This window comes from Vibrio azureus, from assembly GCF_002849855.1.
In the GTDB taxonomy this organism is placed as follows: Bacteria; Pseudomonadota; Gammaproteobacteria; order Enterobacterales; family Vibrionaceae; genus Vibrio; species Vibrio azureus.
The window spans coordinates 2080821-2100960 of the sequence record NZ_CP018616.1 but is presented as its reverse complement, the minus strand read 5'-3'; the positions used below and the strand labels follow the sequence as shown (position 1 = coordinate 2100960).

The following is a 20140-nucleotide window of genomic DNA, read 5'->3' as shown; positions in this document are numbered from 1 at the left end:
GTAAGTGCAACATTATCTTACAATTAGTTTAATGGTATGTAGATGAGGTATTGATCTGGCTCATTAAATTATTTTAATAAAATCTGTATAAGTGTGAGTTGATAATAATTGAATATTATTTATCAATATCTTATCGATTTATACTTATGGTTTGATTGTTATTTCATTTAGTAGAAATTATTACAAGTGAATACGATTATTCTTCTTTGATTTTGGTTGATTTCTAAAGTTGATTTATTAATGAAAAATAAAATAGTTAATGAGTTAAATGGCTATAAAATATTAGTTTTAAATAAACTAGGTTCTGGGGGGTTCGGCATGGTCCATAAGGTTTTTGCATATGGAAACTGTGAGCCATTAACAAAGCTCTGTGCTCGAAAAATATATTCTCCATCTGGAAGCAATAATGATAGTGAAATAAAAGAAATAGCTGGATTAGAGCAGAGATTTGTTCAAGAAGCGACTATTCAATATCAGCTAAGCCAAGAAAATTCAAAGTACATAGCACCGATAATTCACTTAGAGTTAGATAAAAACCCACCATTCTTTTTCATGAAACTCGCAAAGGGTAACCTAGAGGATATGATTCAAAAGGGGATGGATGAAAAGTTAAAAAAGAAGGCAGTACTTGATATATTGCATGCCGTGAAATTCATACATGAAAACCGATATGTTCATAGAGATCTTAAACCTGCCAATATCTTATATTATGCTGACTTTACGTTTAAAATTACCGATTTTGGCTTAGTTAAAGATTTGAAAGAGGATAGAGCCACTTATCAAACTGACATTAGAATAAGTAAAATGGGAAGTGGTCGCTATGTAGATCCCGATGTTGCTAATAATAAAGAGAAATTTAATTTTCAAAGTGATATATACTCTATTGGCATGGTTATACTGGATATATATGGTGGAAAGGATGCGCCTAGCTCTATTAAAAATATTACTGAAAAGTGTACGAAATACTTTCAGGCAGACCGATATAATAATATTGATGAATTACTTGAAGATTTCAATTTGACAATAAATGAAATAGGGTGCAATTAAATGATTCAGTTACTAGAAGTAAGTAGTTTTAGCTATTCAAAGCCAATGAAGGTTGAAAATGAAGATTTTCTATTACAGCCTATATACGATAGTCAATGTAATTTAGTTTTTGCGATAGCTGATGGTGTAGGGTCTATAGCTGGTGCGAGCAGCGCATCTAAAAGTGCAATCAAATCAGTCGAGAATAGTGTAAGTGAAGGTAGTTTTTCAACTCAATCCGCCTTTAATTTAGCAAAGAAAAATATTAACGAGTTATCATTAATAGATAGCAACTTTGCTACGGCGGCTACAACACTAACAACTGTATATGTAACAAGTAAAGAGATTATTATTGGACATGCAGGAGACTGTAGGGTTTATATAAAGAAAGGTAATAAATTAAAGCAGTTGACTAGAGATCACACCCGATACCAAGAAATGATAGAAGAAGGTGAGCATCCGGTCAAAAAAATTAATGAAAGAAAGGAAAGGTTATCCAGTGTTATAACAAAAGCATTATCATCTCAAATTGAATTAGACTATGAAATTACAGTGGTAAAAATAGATGAATTTATTGAAGATGGAACGCTGCTATTATCTATCATGTCTGATGGTGCTTATGATTATTGGCATCATAGGCCAAGGTTCTCGGATCTAACAATGTCAACGCCCTCTGCATTTATAAACAGTTTGCGGAAAAGAATTGAACGAAGAGGGCCAAAAGATGACTACACCTGCATGAATGTTAAAGTTGAAATCAAATAAGCTTATTACAAATCGTTAGGGGTGGGTGTCTTAATTAGTTATGTTTTTACTTAGCTGATTGAGGCGAGATAGCTCAAACTTCATCATTTAACTTTTCGACAACCTGATATTAATTGAATTACAGATTGTATTAGGCGCCCTAATAGGGCGCTTTTTTGTAAGCAAGTTACAGCAAACGTATGAAAATGAGAATAAATGAAAAGAAAATGGCGGAAATTGCACAACCTCTCCCCGCCTGCGCGCTTTTCGATCTAAGTTTTTCGCAATTCCTAAACGTCGAAATCTGCCTATCACCGCGTCTCTGAGTTTATCAAACGAAGCCTTACCCATAGCTCGATTTGGAGAAAATTAAAGCCGCTTAAAATGGCTTACAGAGCGTTTTTAAAAATTTCAAAAACTGAAAAACTTTCAGTTTTTTTGAAAAAAAAGCACAAATACAACCTCTCCTAAATTGTCTTAAGTTATTGAAATTATGTGGATGATCTTACTTTCTGTCGGTTTTTAAAAGATCTCATTTAAAGACGATGGATCTCTCTAAGGATCAGGAGAGGTAAGAGTAACGGGGCTGCAAGGTGGGTTTAAATGAATATATTTTTTCAAAATTGATCACCTCAAGAAAAGAACAGAACATCTCTATCTTAAGAGTATGCTGACAGAAAATGTGATTTTTTGCGATAGAAAGGATTTGTCGAGACGATAAATGATCTGTTTTGCGACAGAACACCCAGAATGCCATACTATAAATTGAGGGCAGAAGAAATATTAGGTAATTTATTAAAAGTTAAAGATTAGTTGCATATAATTTCTTTTGATGTTGCTCGGTAATTATTTTAGTTGTCAGTAAAAATTAATAGTACAAACAGTAGTGAGTACTTGGAGGTAAAATGAAAAAAGTATTTATAAGTTACTCACATAAAGATGAATCTCTTAAAGACGATCTCGATGAACATTTAACTATGTTAAAAAGAACTAATATTATTTCGGTCTGGCATGACAGAAAAATCTTAGCAGCAGAGGATTGGAAAGACCAAATTGACACTAATTTAGAAAGTGCAGATATAATAATACTTCTTGTCAGCCCGAGCTTTCTTGCATCAGATTATTGTTATGATAAGGAAGTAAAGCGTGCGATAGAGAGGCAAGAGCAAGGATCTGCACAAATAATTTCGATAATTTTAAGGCCTTGTGATTGGAACTCATGTGAATTTTCTAAATTTCAAGCAGTGCCTAAAGATGCAAAAGCGATTACAACTTGGGAAAATACAGATACAGCATGGTTAGATGCAATTAATCGCATTAAAGAGCATATTAATGAGTTTAAACCAAAAAAAAACTTGAGATCGTAGAGGTTAATAAAACTAATATTACGCCCCAAAAAAAAATACTAGAATGGGCCAACGATACTGAAATATCATTGACCCATAGAAAAGTAAATAAAATTACTCTTTCTAGTATATATGTATTTCCTGATCTTGATTTAGAGCCTACAACTACTAAAGATATAGATTTAGTAGATATAAAGAGTTCGAGAGTGATTCTTGAAAGACCTGCTTGTTATCTCCTATCTGGTGAAGAACAGCAGGGCAAGACATCGTTATTGAAGAATTATTATTTAAAATTTTTATTGTCTGAATATTTACCTATATATATAGATGCTAAAAATATTAAAAAATCAGATATAGAGATTTCTATAACAAAAGCAATAAATGAACAATATACCAACCTTACATATAAAGATTATTGCAGTAAAAAAAATAGAGTTATTCTATTAGATAATATCGATGAAATTCAGTTAAATAAAAGATACAGAAGTGTATTTCTTGAAAAGCTTAATGAAATATTCCCGATTTCAATTATGACGTGTCATACTTCATTCAAGTATGTATTCAGCGATATTCCTGAACTTGATTCTCATGCAAAAGCAAATATATTAAGTTTAGGTAATAAAAAAAGAGAGGAGATTGTTAGGAAATGGATTTCTCTTGGTATAGAGGAGTGTATTGAAGATATTGATTTATACTCACAATGCGATGATTTAAAATCTCGCTTGAACACTGTTATTAAAAATAATATTGTTCCTTCTAAACCTATATATGTATTAATGTTATTACAGATGTTTGAAGCAAATGCGCAATTAAACCTTGATTTGACTTCATATGGGCATTGTTATCAGCAACTCATATATCAATCCTTTGACAAGGCAAAAATAAATAAACATGAGTTTGAAAAGTATTTAAATGTACTTACAGAATTGGCTTGGTGGATTTTTGAGTCAGAAACAGAACCAAGCAAGAAACAATTAGATGATTTTTTTGTTGAATACTGCAAAAAATATCTTGGTGTAGATCGTGAAGTGGTTTTGAAAAAACTAATCACTCATTCAATTTTAAAAGAAGATGACGTTAAAGTTAGCTTTAAGTATCCATATATTTACTATTATTTTGTTGGTAAGAAATTTGCAGATTCTTACTTCGACTCTAAAGATGTTAAAGAACAGGTAAACAAGCTATTAGAACTTATACATAGAGAAGATTTTGCAAATATATTAATATTTATTACCCATCATACCAAAGATTCTTGGGTGCTAAGTAAGATAAAGCAAGTATTAAAAAAACTATTTTATGATCAGGATGTAGCTACTCTGCAAAAAGAGCGATTGTCATTTATGGATGAGTTTATGAAGAAAATTCCCGAACTCATACTCGAACAAAGAGAAATTCAAAAAGAACGGGATGAATACAACCAGAAGCTTGATGATATTGAACGAAAGCACGTGCCTGAGAAATCAGTTAAAGAGGACGCTATTGAAACTCCAGATATTCTTGCTAATATTAATAAAACTTTCAAAGGGATGGAAATAGCAGGCCAAATAATAAGAAATAGACATGCAAGTTTAACGAAAGACTTATTGGCTGACTTAGCAGAATGTAGTATATCCACTGGTTTAAGATTTCTTGAATATTTTATTAAGATATCAGATTTGTCCAAAGATGAAATTAAAAAAATGATAACTAATCATTTAGTAGAGTTCCCTAATCTAACAGATAAAGAAGTAGAAAAATTCGCAGAAGGTGCATACCTTCATTTAACTTACGGTGTAATAAGTGCTGTTGTTAGAAAAATAGCATTATCTGTTGGTTCGAAAGAAGCTCTAGAGATCTATAGCTATCTAGAAGAAAAGTCGGATACACCTGCATTTTACCTTATTAATTTAGCAATAGAGCTTCAATTCAATAGATCTTTAAAAATTGAGAATGTGACAAAATGTAAGACTAAACTTCAAGACAACCCTGTATGCACAAGAATTTTAAAGGAAATGATAGTTCAACATATATATATGTTCCCTGTTGATTATAGGGAAAAACAGCAACTTTCAGAGCTACTCGGCATTACAATTCAAAAGCAGCGTATAATGGATAGAAAAAGAATTGCTAAGGAAGCATAAATGATATTATCTGAAGGTAGTATTTAGGTTAGTATTGTGCCTTTAATGAGCATCTATACATCCAAGATCACAAATAATACATAGGGAAAGTAAAAGCTCCTCTATCTCCTAAAATTGGCTACACAGGCTTCGGTGTCGCCACTTTATCGCCAATCAATCATTTGAATGTGATTAAGCTATTGATTAATATAGATTTTGATTTTCTTGGTTTAGATGATCACATCTTAAACCATCCCAACCGATAGTTTTACTTATCAACCTCTTAAGCCTATTGGAAAAGCCGATCAGCCCTCCGTTTCTCAGGTATTCAAGTTTTACGTGGACATGCCATTGTCCACGTTAAAATCCATCTTCTAACTTTCCCAACGTGCTGCGTGATGGATGCATTTCTCACGAGCGGAATAATGAAATTGACATAATTAGCAATGATGAGTTTGCCTCACCGACGCTTTTAAAATGATTTTTAAGCGATTATAGTTGTGAAGCGATAACTCTAAATATGAAAAGGAATTCACTTGCTGCTTATGAAGAAGTTTTACCTATTGTGTATTTTTATTTTTACTCTATCAACAAAAGCTTATTCTACGGAAAACTGTAATAAAATAGAGATCCCTTTAAAACTAGATAAATTTAACCTTCCTTATTTAACTTTAACGATCAATAAAAGAGAGTATCAAGCGCTCTTTGATTTAGGCTCTTCATTTAGCATCCACATACCAAAGGAACAAGTCAGCAATTTTAATCAACTAAAGTATACTGGTGAAAAGATTAGAAGTATGAATCTTGATGGTGACATGTCATATGATAGCGAGTTTATCATCTCTGAACTATTCATCAGCTGTATGTCTTTTAAAGATCTGAAAGGTGTAGATTTTAAGCCCTGGGGAGTAACGGTTACTAAAAATGGAGAACAACCAAGCCAAGAAGCGAATCAGCTCGTTATAGGCAAAGGGCTGTTTACAGGAAAAGTATTAACGATTGACTACTCAAAGAATAAACTCGTTGTAGAAAATCATGCAGAAGTCAGAAAAAAACGCGACGAACTTTCATTTCCGTTTAAAGGTGAAGCTGAGGGAATCACGGTACCTTTGCATTCTAAAAATAAAGCTTACTCGATGGTGTTAGATACTGGGGCATCATCGTCATTCTTTGCTTCTCAAAAAGTTGATCCTAAAGAAAAGATAAACGTCTGTGATATGGATTTAGGGGAAGGTTTAGATTGCCGAAACATAAAAACAGACTTCAATATCGCAGGCAAGATTCCTTTTAAAAGTGATGCCTTACTTTATCCCTTTGATGATGAGTTTAGAATGGACGGTATATTAGGGACTGATTTTTTTAAGTCTTTTGTTGTGAAAATTAATTTCCAGTCAGGCAATATGAGTTTAATAAAGGTTGAGTAGTCATATTACTTCAGTTTTTATTTGCTTGGAAATCAGGTGATTAAGGTTGAGAAAGACATCGAAGCCAGTGCTAAGAACATACGCTTTAGCGCTGACCTTATCACCATGAATGGGGGTAAAGGTGTGGTGCAAGGCGATTGTATTTGCGCTTACACGGGCAAACCTCACTCTGATTTATCTTCAACGGTTAAGGCGGGTAAATAATGGCGTTAGATAAAACGTCACTGACAAACAAACTCGTTAAAGAGTTACAAGCGAGAGGGTTTGAGACCAATGGCCCACACGCGAAAAGCGCCGCCATGGCCGAAGCGATTGCCCATGCAGTGATAGACGAAATCACGCAAAATGCTCAGGTCACGGTTGACGCTGGGAGTTCTGCAGGTAGCTATCAAATAGAATGATCTCCATGGCCTAAGACCAAATAATGTAAAGCGCCCAATGTTATAACAAAGCGAAAATGTGCATTTCTTTGGGCGGTAGAGGTTGTCAGGATATTTCAGAAACAGTATTGTGAGTTTGCTCAAAGAGGGGGATATAATGATGAATTATGTAATTCAACGACCTTGAGATATTTATGCCCGTATCCCTTGCATCCCCCGTATCCCCCGTATCCCCCGTATCCCCCGTATCTGGGACAGTAGGTCAAAATCCTTCCCATTTTGCCTCCAATGTGAAAAGTATACGAAACAGTCCTCGTTTTTTAACAAGTATGGAAGATAATAACGTATTGCACTTGGACTTATTTTCTATAAAAGATGGTACATCAGAAGATGCATCAGATGTGGTTCCGTTTGATTTTTTTCCTACAGATGATGATTTAGTAAGGCACGCGAGCTCTGATGAATATGTGGTTTTGTGGAGAGGTACTAATCGTGTGCAGGCTGAAAATATATTGCAAAATAAAACAGCATCAGGTGTTAGTAAAAATGACGTAATCGCTATGCCTGAATTGAAACCCAAAAAAAAGATACCTTCAAGGTATGCGAAAAAATCTCGTTTTCATGATCAAATAGGGAGAGGAAGAAACTTACCTGAATATACAGCAAGTAAGGATGTGGGGAATGGATATGCACGAGATCACTATTTAGTTGTTGTTGAGGTTAAGCGAAGCTTATTAACTCAGGGAAGCCGATCTGAATCTGGTTGGATCTTGGAGCCTAATGCTAATGTTAAACCGATAGCCGTTGTAGATTGTACATTAGGAAAACCTGAGCCATTTACACCAAATGGATCATAGTAAACATAATATCCGAATTGCGATTTTTAGAAAGACCGCCAATTGGCGGTCTTTCGTCTATCTTGTTGTTACACGATCACGCTCGTTCGAGGTAGATTTAACGTAACGACACTTAGTCCGCACTCCGATTCAGACACAAGAACGGCTCCCGATTGGGAGCCGTTCTTCGCTACGAAGTCACTCGATTGAACATAACAGGAATAATAAACACAAAAAAAACAGCCCTGCTTAAAATGTGAGTTTTGAGCAGTGCTGGATATTTCAGAAATAGTCACAAATAGTCACACGACGTCAATTCTGGGATGTGGATAATAACAATGTAAATTAAATCTAAGTTGATGATATGAAAAGAAACTAATTCTGGAGTATTTTTTGAAAGTTGATAAATTGGCTTCAATGTTTGAAAATTTGGCTAGGGAAAGTGAAGGTGCTAATAATTCACTGCAAGTTAAACAAACTCGTAATGTACTCGCTTCCTCTGTAAGGGAGAGGTTTAACATGCCCGCCACACGAATAAACGGTTCACCTAAACTGGTAGATATTGGAGTAAAATTAGATTCTAAGGGTCGGGATAAGAAGATTGCTTTTATGAGTGAATTGAACAAGAAGTTAGGAAGTGGCCCTGTTCCTCCCCAAAAAAAGGAGCAAAAAAAGCCGATTACAGAGGGTGTAATTAAACAGAATGTCTCTTCTTGTTTTGAAAATTTAACAACACAAAAAATAGTGGCTAATGTTGGAGGTACACTTATACCGCCTCCACCTCCACCTCCGCCTTTATCTAAGGTAAGCACCCCAAAAAGAAAAGGAGAGTGGGCTAAAATTGACGGGAATGTACTTGATAAAGCAAATAAAGAAAAAGCAACAAATGATGCAGCTAACAAATTCAAGGCGTCTACTTATGTTGCCAATCATGCAAAGGTAACTGGTTCGTCAGGTATGATGGAAGAGCTGAAGGCTAAGATTTTATCTCGAAAAGATAATTAACCATAATGTTCGTTGTGCCTAGGCGGTCGATTTAACGTAACGTCACTTAGTGCACATCGAGATTCAGATAAAAAACACCTCCAGAACGGAGGTGTTTTTGCAAAGAAAACATATGAAAAGTTCATATTGAGCTGCCTTATGGGTATAGAACAGGTTTTAGATATGTGTAGTTTTTGCTTGAATTTAACGGGAAATAATTACTAATACGAAAAAATAATATATTTTTTAGGCAATAAGAATACTTGTGGCTCTATTTTATCGTTAAAGTGTAATTTAAATAATATGATAAATGGTTTTTTAAATAAAATCACAAAGATAGTTTCCTAGATATGTTTCTAAGCCATTGAAAGTAAATAGTCAGACTTGTTTTTGTCATCTTTTGAAAGATCTCATTTAAAGGTGAAGGATCTCTTTAAGGATTAGAAAGAGTTAGAGAGGCAGTGTCTCAAGCGGGTTTTAAGTAAATGTATTTTTTCAAAATTGATTGCTCACAAAAAGAGAGTAACGCAGGTTCCTGATCTATAAATTACAATGACAGAAAGTGTAGTTATTTATGATTTACTCATGTTTGATTCTCCGAAAGTGATTTTTACTCTATAAATCGTTCTAAAAGCGTCAGGATTTTCAAAGGGTTATGGGTTTATAGAGCTGCTCTAAACAAGCGTCCAAATATCCGCTTAGAGCGTTTTAGGAGGCCTGAGAGGGGATAGCAAAGTCGAACATTTGTCATAATAGGAATCATATACAACAAAAATCAGGATCAGAAGGTAGCTGTAGAGATTTTTCAGCATATTTCAGAAATAGTCTCGTGATATTGATGGCAGGGAGAGGATAATGATAAAAAATCTATAGTCCAATGATTTTAAGTACTTACTTCATGCCAATAATAGATTTAAATAATATACGGTCAATGTTTGCTTTAAATGTTACAAACAAGCAACCAGATAAATTTGAAAATTTAGAAAATGTTAAATCAATTAAAAATTTTACAGATAAAGAATTTAGACAAAAGAAAGAAAATCAAAAGAAAGAAAATTTAGGACACATATCCAGATTTAAAGCTAATTTCAGTAGTAGTCATGGGCGAGATAAAAAAAGTTATCTAAGGTCCCTCTAACTATTGAGCTTGTAACTAACTCATCCAAAGATGCTAAAGAAATGTGGTTACGTGATCCTAAGAGAAATAAATTTAGTACAGTTGAAATATCGCGGAAAAAAAGTGACGATATTTCAACTGTAATTCAAGGAGAATTGACACCGTTAATTGGAAAGGGGATTATCGATAATAATGGATCTTGTGATCGCTTACCTTTCTCTATCTCCCATGTACAGAATGATGCGAAAAGGCAGGAAGTTCGTGAGGAATCAGCTGCAAGTAAACCAGGACTGGCTTATTTCACAGGAAAAAATGTCACTTCGGCAGAAATGTTGCCAGGAAGCCCAATAGGCCAATATTATCATCAAACACAATTCGAAGATAATTTGAATGTTCTGGAGATCGATAATGGTGACAAAGGTACTTTTAGAATATCATTTGATTTAAATAACGTGAAAGAAGGTGAGCCGCTATTAATTCATGGTGGGGCATTATCAGGATGTTCAGTAGTTTTTGCAACTAAAATGAATAAACTATTTGCGCTGCATGCAGGTCAGCATGAAAATGAAAAGACTGTATGGGTTACTGGTGAAAAGGGGGCTGAATCAATTGCAAAAAGTATAGCGTTGTTAACCAGTGAGGATCCAAGTAATATCCAGTGTGCCAATAACCAAGAGCTCGTAAGTTACTTATCTAGCAAATTTGACCAATCTGTACTTGTATATTGTGGTGACGATAGGCCTCTTACAAGTGAACATAATGTAAAGTACTTTGATTATGACTCAACCCCTGAAAATAAAGATCCCCGAGTAGGTAATGCATTGGCTTTGGTCAGCAAAAAGCAAGGCAAAATCAATGTCCAAGTGTTAGGGGATGATATGGCTGTAGATAAAAATAGTTTTGAAACCCGCTCGATAAGTAGTGCGATGTTCAGTTTAACCCCAAAATTGTGATCCACAATCGAGAGTTACTAATTATCTTTGATGAGTAAGATTAAACTCAAGGCAGATGAAAGAGGGCGATACCCGTAGATATTCATATCTATTACCGTGCTTTTTCATCTGGTGCAGGTGGCCTATTTAAGGGTATTGTGCCCGTTTACCAGGCAATATGAGTTTAATAAAGGTGGAATAGTAATGTTTACTTCAGTTTCTATTCGCTTGATAACATAGGTGTTGTATAAAGGCAGGGACTTTTTTGGCCAGATACTTTCTAGAGGGATAAAAAGCATACAAGACGAGATCTTCAGGTTCGAGTTCGAGTGGGATAACTTGCAGTGTGCCTGATTCGATTTCTTGCCTGCATAAGTCGACAGGCAATATCGCGAATCCCACCCCTGCCAATGCACCTGCTTTCGCAAGTTGGCCGCTGTTGACTTTAAATGTCGATTTGACTCTTTGAGTTAATGGTTCACCCGTTGTGCTTTTAAATACCCAAGGTGTACCATTCAGTGCAGTAAAGCTAGTAATGCAAGGTACATTTCTTAAATCAGTCAGTCTAAATGGCTTATTGTGTGTTGTTAACAGTTGAGGGGAAGCTAGCACAGCACTTGGCCAGCGCTTAATTTCTTTAGCTATCCAATTATTGTCTTTGAGTTTGCCTCGCTGAAAACTCAAGACGACGTCAAAGCCATCGAGAAAATCTTCTTTAGGGTTGAGCGTGGTATCACAGCATACGGAAATAGCAGGATATTGAGTAAAAAAAGAGACAACGGCTTGCGCTAACTCGGGTGAATCTGGCATGAGAATATTAAGCTGTCCTACTACTTCAACAGACGGTTGTGACACTTCCTCAAGCACATTATTCAGCTTTTCTAGTATAGGCTGCGTATGCAGATAAAGGTGTTCTCCAGCCTCTGTTGGTGAGATTTTTCGCGTAGTTCGATCGAATAATCGAATATCCAACTGTGCTTCGAGTAACGCAATATGCCGGCTTACATTCGAAGTCGGCAAACATAAAAATTCCGCCGCTTGCTTAAAACTTTTATTTTCATAAACACAGAGGAAAGTCTTCAGCCATTGTTGGTCAACTTTTTCTAGCACTTTGTTCATCCCATATGGTTGGATAATAAAACCAATAATCAGCACTTTATTACTTAAAACAGCCCTTTACAATGTTTGTTCTTTAAGTTGCTGTAAAGGTTTCCAATGAGCTGGTTAGCGAATCTCCTAAATAAAAAAAATATCATCAGTACTCGTAAAGCTAATGTTCCAGAAGGGATTTGGATCAAATGTACTCGCTGTGAGCAGATCTTGTTCCACGTCACTTTAATTGAGAACTTAAATGTGTGTCCTAAGTGTCAGCATCATATGAGAATGACCGCACGCACTCGGTTAGAGAGCTTTTTGGATACTCAATTACGGGTTGAGATTGGATGTGAACTTGAGCCGCAAGATGTTCTCAACTTCAAAGATAAAAAGCGTTATCAAGAGCGACTCGCTATGGTACAAAAAACTACAGGCGAGAAGGATGCTCTAGTCGTAATCAAAGGTGAGGTATTAGGAGTACCTGTTGTCGCTTGTGCCTTCGAGTTTGCTTTCATGGCTGGTTCAATGAGTTCGGTGGTGGGGGCTCGTTTTGTCGCTGCAGTGAATGCGGCTTTAGAAGCGAATTGTGGATTGGTGTGTTTTTCTGCGTGTGGCGGTGCTCGAATGCAGGAGTCTCTAATGGCGCTCATGCAAATGGCAAGAACAAGTGCGGCTTTAAAACAGCTCTCTGATGCAGGTTTACCTTATATCTCTGTGTTGACTGATCAAACGTTTGGCGGTGTTTCCGCTAGTTTAGCGATGTTAGGCGATATTAATATTGGAGAGCCTGAAGCGAGAATTGGTTTTGCTGGCCGTCGTGTGATTGAACAAACGGTGCGAGAAACATTGCCAGACGGCTTTCAGCAAAGTGAGTTTCTTATAGAGCATGGCGCTTTAGATATGATTATTGATCGTCGAGATATGCGGCAGACAATTGGTAGGCTGATGGCGAAAATGACCAATACAACATTCAGTAATATTTAAAAGAGCAGCAGAAGAAAAGTAATACGGAGCATACCCTAGTGACTTCTCTGGTTGGTTCCAGAGCGATGTTGTGAGCCAAATTCAGGTAAGCTAGTGAAGCAGAATAGACGATACCTTCCAAGCTAGTGTAGAGTGAATTGAAATGCGCATAATTTTATAAATCATTATCAGAACATCGTAAATTTCTGTTAGCTTTTATCTCATTACTAGGATATTGTCAGATAATGAATATTTTATGTATTGTCTTTTTTTGTCGTCTTTATTGAAGCACATAGTGATATTTATGTTTCCATAAAGATGGAATTTAAAGCTACCGCACATCATTAATGTGAAGATAATAATTTGGAGATTTAAAATGTCACACTGGACCGATTTTTTCCCTTACTTTGCTATGGCTATTAAGCTAATTGCTCTTGGTATAGCAGGCTTTTTTGCGATTAAATGGCATTTTGATCAAGAAAAAATAGCTCAGGCTAAGAAGGCAAAAGATTCTGCTGAATCACAGAGCTCTGTATGAGTTTATGCCTAAGTGATGACTCCAACCGCCCAATAGTGGCGGTTTTTGCTATTTTAAGAGACAACAAATTTAAGAGACAAAAAAATGGAAATGTATGTTTGATAAAATATTGTCTTTTTATATGAGCTAACATTAGCTATTAATGTTATAAATCCTGCGAATTTAAATCCAAAGAAGATAAAAAATAGATGAAATTAATAAGGTTCATGCTTGTTGGTGTGACTTTGTGTGTTGTTTATACTGGCAATGCTTGGGCAATTATTAGTGGGGAGCCCATCGTTTGGGCTGAGAACGACAACCTGGTGTCTTTGTTTGAGTGTAGCGGAACACGAATAGGCCGTAACCATGTACTGACGGCGGCACATTGTTATGATCATGGTCATAATCCCCATTTTTTAGCGGATGCCTACCATCAATATGCGCAACTCCTTGTTGACCGTGTCGCCATTCATCCTAATTACACTGCAGAGTCTCTCAGTGAGGATGTTGCGATAATTACGTTATCGAAAGTAACAGATGTAGCAAGAATACAGTTTTTTAAGGATCTGACTTTACCAACCGATGTCGAGAGCGAGAATATAACCATCGATGGTTTTGCAGGCACCCTTGCCCCCAAGCGTGCAGATTATACTCTATATAAGAGGGATGGTAACTTTCCATTCAATATCGAAGCGGTAAAAGGAGGAGTAGCGCAGACTGAAGGTGGGGACTCTGGCGCTGCATGGGTCAATCAACAAAATGAAATTGTTGCCGTTCATCAATCGATAGGGACGGAAACAATTACTGCAACTGACCTACATTTTGCGGCTGATTTTATTTTAGACACAATCAATGGCTGGCATTACCCTACAATCGCAAACATCTCTGGACATACGACGATTGAAGTTCAGTCTTTACACCGTGATATCATTTCAGACAGTGCTTATACCGTGGGTGGTGCGATACTTAATGTTGAGGACAGCACTTGCTTAAAAGGGCCGATTAAACCTTTTCAACGTTGTACTTACGTTCTCGAAAGCACAGGCAATAAAGGGTTGCTGTATTTATCTGACTCAGAAGTGATTCGATTAAAAAGGGGAGTTCCTTTAAATAATGGCTCCATTGACAGTGTTAAGCCCGCTCCAATCGAGGAGGTTCAGCAACCAAGTGCGAAACAACCTCATAGCAAGTCTGGTGGTTCAATAAGCTTTTTTCCTCTGGTGGTTTTGCTAGTGTTTGGCCTTGTACGTAAAAAATTAGCTCTTTAATTTCATTGTTGTTTATTGACTTTTATGGATTTTCTACCATATTAAAGATTTTGTAAAATGAGCATCAACCCAAGCACTTGGAAGTGACTTGGGTATATTAATCAAGTTAAGGAAAACACAAAATGAAAGTTAAGAGTTGGTTACTTATCGCATTACTACCGATATCCTCCTATGGATTTGCAGAATCAACACATGTTTATTGTGCCGATTTAGAAGCAAATGTGTGGGAGTGGTTATACGACGAGAACGGCGATTATGTTAGTATTGAAGGCCAATGGGGCGCACACATCCTAGATGAAGATAATGCTTTCGGATATTTCTCCGTCTCTGAGCCAGATTATCGTGAAGTGGCAGCAAAGTGTTATCGATTAGGTAAGGTGGCTCACCCGGCCGACAATAGATTAAGTAACTGGTACTTATTTCAAGTTCAACTGTCGGAAGGTGGGGTGATGTTCTCCCGTGGATATTTTACTAAGCTCGATCCACCATTTGCACCTTCGAAGCCACTTTAGATCTGTCGAGAGGCATATTATCCAGCTAATATGCTTAGCAATACTAGAGCTGTACCCAAGTAGCCGATGTTACTTGGGTATATTTGAACCCAATTTATCGAGATCATCACAATAGAAGGGACCACTGAACTCTAATAGTGCTTGCGGCATAGTGATAGTTTCTACGAGTTGTCTGTTCTCGAATAACGTTACGTTGACCTTTGCTTTCATCGATTTCATGTATTTTTGTTCCCCACCAAAAATAATGACAGATGGAAAAGCAAGAGGATAGAAGTCAGAAAGGTCGGACATAACTTCCATGACCATGCTTTGGTTGAATTTATTCATTTCGACTTTCAAATAACCCGCACAGCTATCGATCTCTCTCTTTACTGAAAGGTTGCCTATAGCAGGGTAAAAAATCAGATCGTATTGATCTGAAATATACCGACCTGCCCATAATTCAATCGATGAGGTGCCGATTTGAGCTCCGGTGAACATATAATAGAGTTCATCTGAGAGTCCCATGGTATAGACCATCCCTGCACTGGATTCTTTGTCATACCAGCCTTTATCTAACTGTGCATAGCCTCGTCCGGAGAAAGACTCTTCACCGTTAAAAAAATGGTATTGAATGGGTGTCCCAACAGTATAAAGAAACCATTTACCGCCGACACCGGGAATATCTGGAATGAAGCTAAATGGAGTTTGTCCTGGGTTTCTTCCCGGCCAGTAATGTGCATGTTCACCATCCCAACTCATGGAAAAGTGGAACTGATCATAATTGACATTCACTGTGTGCTTATTGGCGCTAATAACGCCGGGGATCTCGTAATGAAATTGTTCTGCATCGTCAAAGCCCTCTAGGATCAAATCATCACTGAATATGTCGTACTTGATGGTTTTGCCGTTAATCGGTGTAAAAGCGAGATGAACATAACCTTTTGGTGTGGGTTCAGTAAAATCAGGAGCGATGTAAGTCTGTAAACTGATTTTAAAATAACCCACCTCAGGAACAGAAATATTATAGAACCATTGCTCAGCCCAAGTTTGCTCTGAACTAGGTTGGTGAGGACGAATGTCGTCGAGAGTCGTTGCTAAGCTGTTCAATGATAACAATGAGCACCACAGAAAAAGCAGGGAAGATAATATGCGCATATATAAGATTGCCTTGTTTAGCGGGTGGGTATTCAAGCGTCGAACTCCTGTCAACGCTTGAATAAATGATGATGAGTTATTACCCATCATTAACTTTTTATAATTAGCAGTTTATAAGGGGTAGTTTTAATATTAACGGCAAATCCTTGCTTCAGTGAAGTGCAAGCCAGGTTGACAGGTGGTGCCTGTTTGACAGTGAGAATCTTCTTGGCAATAACATTCTCCACGCAGGTTACATCCTGGCTTTAAGCTATCTGCTTGTGGAATTTCTCCACTCGCTCGACGCCAGAATGGATTGCTAAACACATCATAAGGGTCGAGCTCGGCCTTCGCTTGTAAGAATTCTGACCACATAGGAAAACGTGATGGCATTTCTTCAAAAATGGCGACCGAGTTTTTGCCCCAATGTGGTCGAGCATCGTATTTACGTAGTGACATTTGCTCGATTTCAAGGTTCACAAAATAATTCTTAGGCTCTCTGTTGCCTTCTTGTCTTAATGTGTACTCGATGCCGACAAATGCGGTTTCACGACCTGCACTCATACCTAGGTAACTCTTAGAGGCTTTACCAAATCTAAAATAGATACCATTGAGCGGGAAACAAGTTCGTGGGTGCTTAGCGACAATTTGGCGTACGTCTCGAATCCAGTCAGGTAGGCGTTCGATGTCTATGGCCACCTCTTGAAGGGCGATGGGTAATCTATCCCAAATACATTGATTGGGATCTTTGCATTTGAAATATTGCATTTGATCCGAGTAGCCAACAGGTTCTGCAACTAGGTCACCAGATACGCTATCACGAAAGTAAGATTTCGCTCTTGCATTGTATCGTGCGGTTGCAGCCAGACATTGTAGGCCGGAACCAGGGAACTCATGAGCGGCGTTAAATAGCAAACCAAAGAAAAACTCTTCAGCATCGCTGACATCAGCTTGAGCGTTATAAGCTTGACCTGGTGTCCCCGCTGGAACAGGGTTGTAGAGGGTAGTTGTATAGCGGCCAAGGCCTGGGAACCAAGCAATATTCGCCGAGTAATTATTTCTTGCGATCTCGAGTACTTTATCTTCTAAGCCGGTATCATCCCGATAGCCTTTGACCTCGGCACTGACTTTAAATGCATCTTCTAGCGCTAAGGTTGCTTCGACAACGACCCCTAAGACTCCTAGATTGACTCTTGCCGCATCGAGTAAATCGCCCTTTAGCACTCTGACATTGCCTTGCCCATCGACGACTTTGAGTTCGGTGACGTAATCCGCCAACATATTACTTGGCTTTGCTAATGTAGAGCCATGAGTGCCACTCCCTAGCATGCCCCCAATAGTAAAGATAGCCAGTTCGGTCACCATATTAATCGCATAGCCTTGCTGACGGAGGAAGTCATTGAGATCGTTAAATCTTAGACCTGCCTCGACGGTGATGCGTTTGGTGTTTGAATCGAAATGGAGAATTTTATTCATCTTACTCAGCGTGATCTGAACTTGATCATCACCAGCGCAAGCCGCATCAATTTGGCTGGCAAATTTGCGGTTGCCAGTCATCACTTTTTTGCCTCGAACTAAGGCATCTTTAACAATGCTTTGTACTTCTTCAATGTTATTGGGCTCATAAATCGCCTCAGGGTAGCAAGTATAAGTCCCTTGATAGTTCGAGAGAGCAGGACCAACCGTTGATGATGCTTGAACAGAGGTGCTGCCTAAGCCCATAGAGAGAAGAAAAGCACTCAAGGCCGTGGTTGTTACGTTCATTAAAAACTTCCTTATTTATTTTGCTGTTGTATTTATGGTGTTGCTTCTACATTGTTGTGTTTGTTGTGTTCAGCTATGTTTAGAGTCTGCGCTATGGCAAAATTTTGAAAGTAGTGTCAACCAAATCTCGGTAGGATATATTGTTCGATTACTTCTTTTACTGAGCTCCGGTGGTTGCTGGCTTTAGAGCGAAAGAAATCCCCTACATTGGCGTTATATACATCGAAGGGCCTTGGTCCTATATTGGCGACCCAGAGAGCATGATTGGTTGTGGCAAAGTTCAGTTGTGGATGACCTAAAATTGCGAGTGGGCCTTGCGCAAGGTGTTGGGCATCAAAAATCCAAATTTCTTTGCCATTACCGGTAGCATGGGTGGGACTATTGCGTACGACAGCGGTGAAAATGTAACCATCATCTTGAGTGTGGCTGTTTTTTCTCGGCATAAATTGAGGTGTTCTCATCACGCAATCGGCAGGAAACTGATATGCATCCGTTAGGCGCATGGTTAAGCAATCCATATGTACTAAAGCCGAAGGTTGATCGTTCTGCGGTAAGCTATCATTCGTGTATAAACGGTTAGGATAATCTTCGTAGGCATCAGCAACACGTTGAAGTACATGATCTCTTCGGTATCCAACGGCGGCCCAATAAATATGTTCAAATTGTTCAGGGAATTGAAAATGTCCGCGATACGCTGGGTCGTTCATATCCCAGAACAATTGATCGTCGCGAATTAAACGAAAGTCACTGGTGATCTCTCTTACTGAGAGAGGTTGGACGTCGATTCTTGCTCTGACCAACCCACCAACATCAATGGGGGCCGCTGGGTAACCCGCTAATTGATCGGGAACTCTTCCACCGAAGGTGCGTTTATCTCTCGAATATTGAGGTTCAGATTTGTCCATCGCTCCGAGATATTGACCATAAAGGGTGATTTCATTGTCTGAGTCGTCGTAATTGCACATGATGTCAGATGTATCGAAGTCCAATTCGAGATAATCGGCAATGACAAACTCTCGTCCTAGTTGTAAATCGGCTTTACGAATGACCCAAACCGGGGTTCGATGTTGCTGCGGTTGAACGGAGCGAATTCCCATCATTCGAAGTGGTTCAACTTGAGCTGCAGTTTCAAATACGAGTACATGGTGACGGGTTACTCCGAGTGAGTGTGCTGTTGCAGCAATAAAGGCTGGGTGACCATCACGGCCAAATATACGCCAGCTTTGGAGTGGGTGGTATTTGTCCCATTTAATTAAATGAATAAAGCCGTTTTTTGTTCCCGTATTCGCGACATTGCCACCGTAATTAATCGTGAAGCATTCGTCAGATTCTAGGTCAAAATATGGGTGACCTGTGGTTCTAATTTGTGGGAAAAGCCACTTATCGGGTATAAAACTATCCATCCATGGGGGAAGGCTACTTTGCCACTCGTTATAGTGCCCAATTGGGGTAATAAGATCCAAGCTTAAGGCGTCAAATTCATAGGGAACCCCGCCTTCGTAGCTGAGCGCAAAACGGTTATTACCTAAGTAATTTGGTGCTGTATTACAGTAGTTAACAAAGCCCATAGAGGGGCTGTAATAGGCCAATCCACCCAGTAATCTGAATTTATCGAACCCCCAGTCAATGTGCTGCTGCATAATTGCAGAGGGGGTATCAATCATTTTACGTAGAAATGTCACTTTCTCAGGTGAGAAATCAATTCGAGTTAAGGCGCCACGTCCACTTGGGCTTAAATGGTCAGGCTCCAGAGGGATACCCTCAGCAAAAAATACGTGACCATGAATATCATTTGGTACCTGCCCGTAAATCAGGTGGAGCTCTCCAGAAGATGGCTCTAAACTTCCCTGCATAATGGATGTGGGAAATACACTGCTGTCTGTGCTGGGGTTTGCAAGTAATTGATGAGGGAAAAAGCTCGCCCCCGCCATGCCTTTAAGGAATGTCCGTCTCTTCATGTTTTTATGATTTTTTATTAACGATGACTTTAAAAATAGAAGAGTTTTATATTGTGAAA

General features: G+C 38.0%; 19 protein-coding genes. 15 read left to right on the top strand and 4 right to left on the bottom strand.

The window, feature by feature from the left end:
- Positions 1 to 240: 240 nt before the first annotated feature.
- The 11 genes from BS333_RS09485 to BS333_RS09440 all read left to right on the top strand — a co-directional run bounded on the left by BS333_RS09485 (position 241) and on the right by BS333_RS09440 (position 10909).
- Positions 241 to 1047 carry a protein kinase family protein gene (locus tag BS333_RS09485; protein ID WP_050568065.1) on the top strand — a complete coding sequence of 269 codons (807 nt, stop codon included), beginning with the start codon at positions 241 to 243 and terminating at the stop codon, positions 1045 to 1047.
- Positions 1048 to 1791 (top strand): PP2C family protein-serine/threonine phosphatase, encoded by a 744-nt coding sequence (locus BS333_RS09480; protein WP_021707982.1) that lies wholly within the window; start codon positions 1048 to 1050, stop codon positions 1789 to 1791. It abuts the gene before it with no gap.
- A gap of 884 nt (positions 1792 to 2675) precedes the next feature.
- A complete protein-coding gene (locus tag BS333_RS22235; protein ID WP_218927351.1) occupies positions 2676 to 3137 on the top strand; it encodes a toll/interleukin-1 receptor domain-containing protein in 462 nt (153 codons plus the stop codon).
- Between the two features lie 68 nt (positions 3138 to 3205).
- Positions 3206 to 5236, top strand: coding sequence for an NACHT domain-containing protein (locus BS333_RS09475; RefSeq protein ID WP_218927350.1), 2031 nt, complete (start codon positions 3206 to 3208; stop codon positions 5234 to 5236).
- A 524-nt stretch (positions 5237 to 5760) separates the two neighbouring features.
- Positions 5761 to 6639: a hypothetical protein gene (locus BS333_RS09470; RefSeq protein ID WP_033003105.1), complete on the top strand. Its 879-nt coding sequence runs from the start codon at positions 5761 to 5763 to the stop codon at positions 6637 to 6639.
- 36 nt (positions 6640 to 6675) lie between these two features.
- Positions 6676 to 6843, top strand: coding sequence for a hypothetical protein (locus BS333_RS09465; RefSeq protein WP_021707979.1), 168 nt, complete (start codon positions 6676 to 6678; stop codon positions 6841 to 6843).
- Positions 6843 to 7040 (top strand): hypothetical protein, encoded by a 198-nt coding sequence (locus BS333_RS09460; protein WP_021707978.1) that lies wholly within the window; start codon positions 6843 to 6845, stop codon positions 7038 to 7040. Before BS333_RS09465 ends, BS333_RS09460 begins: the two co-directional genes overlap by 1 nt.
- 308 nt (positions 7041 to 7348) lie before the next feature.
- Positions 7349 to 7876 (top strand): DUF4765 family protein, encoded by a 528-nt coding sequence (locus tag BS333_RS09455; RefSeq protein WP_021707977.1) that lies wholly within the window; start codon positions 7349 to 7351, stop codon positions 7874 to 7876.
- Between the two features lie 372 nt (positions 7877 to 8248).
- The gene (locus tag BS333_RS09450) at positions 8249 to 8860 is read left to right on the top strand and encodes a hypothetical protein (protein WP_021707976.1); all 612 of its coding nucleotides are present in this window, start codon (positions 8249 to 8251) and stop codon (positions 8858 to 8860) included.
- An 877-nt stretch (positions 8861 to 9737) separates the two neighbouring features.
- Positions 9738 to 9977 (top strand): hypothetical protein, encoded by a 240-nt coding sequence (locus tag BS333_RS09445; protein WP_152428705.1) that lies wholly within the window; start codon positions 9738 to 9740, stop codon positions 9975 to 9977.
- Positions 9978 to 10018: 41 nt separating this feature from the next.
- The gene (locus BS333_RS09440; protein ID WP_021707974.1) at positions 10019 to 10909 is read left to right on the top strand and encodes a cytotoxic necrotizing factor Rho-activating domain-containing protein; all 891 of its coding nucleotides are present in this window, start codon (positions 10019 to 10021) and stop codon (positions 10907 to 10909) included.
- 192 nt (positions 10910 to 11101) lie between these two features.
- Here the strand turns inward: BS333_RS09440 and BS333_RS09435 are convergent, their stop codons facing one another.
- Positions 11102 to 12007: a LysR family transcriptional regulator gene (locus BS333_RS09435; RefSeq protein ID WP_033003118.1), complete on the bottom strand. Its 906-nt coding sequence runs from the start codon at positions 12005 to 12007 to the stop codon at positions 11102 to 11104.
- A gap of 96 nt (positions 12008 to 12103) precedes the next feature.
- Here BS333_RS09435 and accD point away from each other — a divergent pair, with 96 nt between their 5' ends.
- From accD to BS333_RS09420, 4 genes are all read left to right on the top strand, one after another.
- Positions 12104 to 12967: an acetyl-CoA carboxylase, carboxyltransferase subunit beta gene (gene accD / locus BS333_RS09430; protein WP_021707972.1), complete on the top strand. Its 864-nt coding sequence runs from the start codon at positions 12104 to 12106 to the stop codon at positions 12965 to 12967.
- A gap of 355 nt (positions 12968 to 13322) precedes the next feature.
- Positions 13323 to 13484, top strand: coding sequence for a hypothetical protein (locus BS333_RS22170; protein ID WP_021707971.1), 162 nt, complete (start codon positions 13323 to 13325; stop codon positions 13482 to 13484).
- A 188-nt stretch (positions 13485 to 13672) separates the two neighbouring features.
- On the top strand, positions 13673 to 14731 hold the full coding sequence (locus BS333_RS09425) for a trypsin-like serine peptidase (protein ID WP_021707970.1): 1059 nt from the start codon (positions 13673 to 13675) through the stop codon (positions 14729 to 14731).
- Positions 14732 to 14853: 122 nt separating this feature from the next.
- Positions 14854 to 15243 carry a hypothetical protein gene (locus BS333_RS09420; protein WP_021707969.1) on the top strand — a complete coding sequence of 130 codons (390 nt, stop codon included), beginning with the start codon at positions 14854 to 14856 and terminating at the stop codon, positions 15241 to 15243.
- A gap of 69 nt (positions 15244 to 15312) precedes the next feature.
- Here the strand turns inward: BS333_RS09420 and BS333_RS09415 are convergent, their stop codons facing one another.
- The 3 genes from BS333_RS09415 to BS333_RS09405 all read right to left on the bottom strand — a co-directional run bounded on the left by BS333_RS09415 (position 15313) and on the right by BS333_RS09405 (position 20081).
- The gene (locus tag BS333_RS09415; RefSeq protein WP_033003103.1) at positions 15313 to 16380 is read right to left on the bottom strand and encodes a hypothetical protein; all 1068 of its coding nucleotides are present in this window, start codon (positions 16378 to 16380) and stop codon (positions 15313 to 15315) included.
- A gap of 132 nt (positions 16381 to 16512) precedes the next feature.
- Positions 16513 to 18123, bottom strand: a complete 1611-nt coding sequence (locus BS333_RS09410) for an FAD-binding protein (protein WP_021707967.1) — start codon at positions 18121 to 18123, stop codon at positions 16513 to 16515.
- Positions 18124 to 18239: 116 nt separating this feature from the next.
- Positions 18240 to 20081: a carotenoid oxygenase family protein gene (locus BS333_RS09405; RefSeq protein ID WP_033003102.1), complete on the bottom strand. Its 1842-nt coding sequence runs from the start codon at positions 20079 to 20081 to the stop codon at positions 18240 to 18242.
- Between the last annotated feature and the right edge of the window lie 59 nt (positions 20082 to 20140).

Bases quoted from the DNA above. Each gene is read 5' to 3' on its own strand.
- BS333_RS09485 (WP_050568065.1), top strand. From the start codon at position 241: ATGAAAAATAAAATAGTTAATGAGTTAAATGGCTATAAAATATTAGTT.
- BS333_RS09480 (WP_021707982.1), top strand. From the start codon at position 1,048: ATGATTCAGTTACTAGAAGTAAGTAGTTTTAGCTATTCAAAGCCAATG.
- BS333_RS22235 (WP_218927351.1), top strand. From the start codon at position 2,676: ATGAAAAAAGTATTTATAAGTTACTCACATAAAGATGAATCTCTTAAA.
- BS333_RS09470 (WP_033003105.1), top strand. From the start codon at position 5,761: ATGAAGAAGTTTTACCTATTGTGTATTTTTATTTTTACTCTATCAACA.
- BS333_RS09460 (WP_021707978.1), top strand. From the start codon at position 6,843: ATGGCGTTAGATAAAACGTCACTGACAAACAAACTCGTTAAAGAGTTA.
- BS333_RS09455 (WP_021707977.1), top strand. From the start codon at position 7,349: ATGGAAGATAATAACGTATTGCACTTGGACTTATTTTCTATAAAAGAT.
- BS333_RS09445 (WP_152428705.1), top strand. From the start codon at position 9,738: ATGCCAATAATAGATTTAAATAATATACGGTCAATGTTTGCTTTAAAT.
- BS333_RS09440 (WP_021707974.1), top strand. From the start codon at position 10,019: ATGTGGTTACGTGATCCTAAGAGAAATAAATTTAGTACAGTTGAAATA.
- BS333_RS09435 (WP_033003118.1), bottom strand. From the start codon at position 12,007: ATGAACAAAGTGCTAGAAAAAGTTGACCAACAATGGCTGAAGACTTTC.
- accD (WP_021707972.1), top strand. From the start codon at position 12,104: ATGAGCTGGTTAGCGAATCTCCTAAATAAAAAAAATATCATCAGTACT.
- BS333_RS22170 (WP_021707971.1), top strand. From the start codon at position 13,323: ATGTCACACTGGACCGATTTTTTCCCTTACTTTGCTATGGCTATTAAG.
- BS333_RS09425 (WP_021707970.1), top strand. From the start codon at position 13,673: ATGAAATTAATAAGGTTCATGCTTGTTGGTGTGACTTTGTGTGTTGTT.
- BS333_RS09420 (WP_021707969.1), top strand. From the start codon at position 14,854: ATGAAAGTTAAGAGTTGGTTACTTATCGCATTACTACCGATATCCTCC.
- BS333_RS09415 (WP_033003103.1), bottom strand. From the start codon at position 16,380: ATGCGCATATTATCTTCCCTGCTTTTTCTGTGGTGCTCATTGTTATCA.
- BS333_RS09410 (WP_021707967.1), bottom strand. From the start codon at position 18,123: ATGAACGTAACAACCACGGCCTTGAGTGCTTTTCTTCTCTCTATGGGC.
- BS333_RS09405 (WP_033003102.1), bottom strand. From the start codon at position 20,081: ATGAAGAGACGGACATTCCTTAAAGGCATGGCGGGGGCGAGCTTTTTC.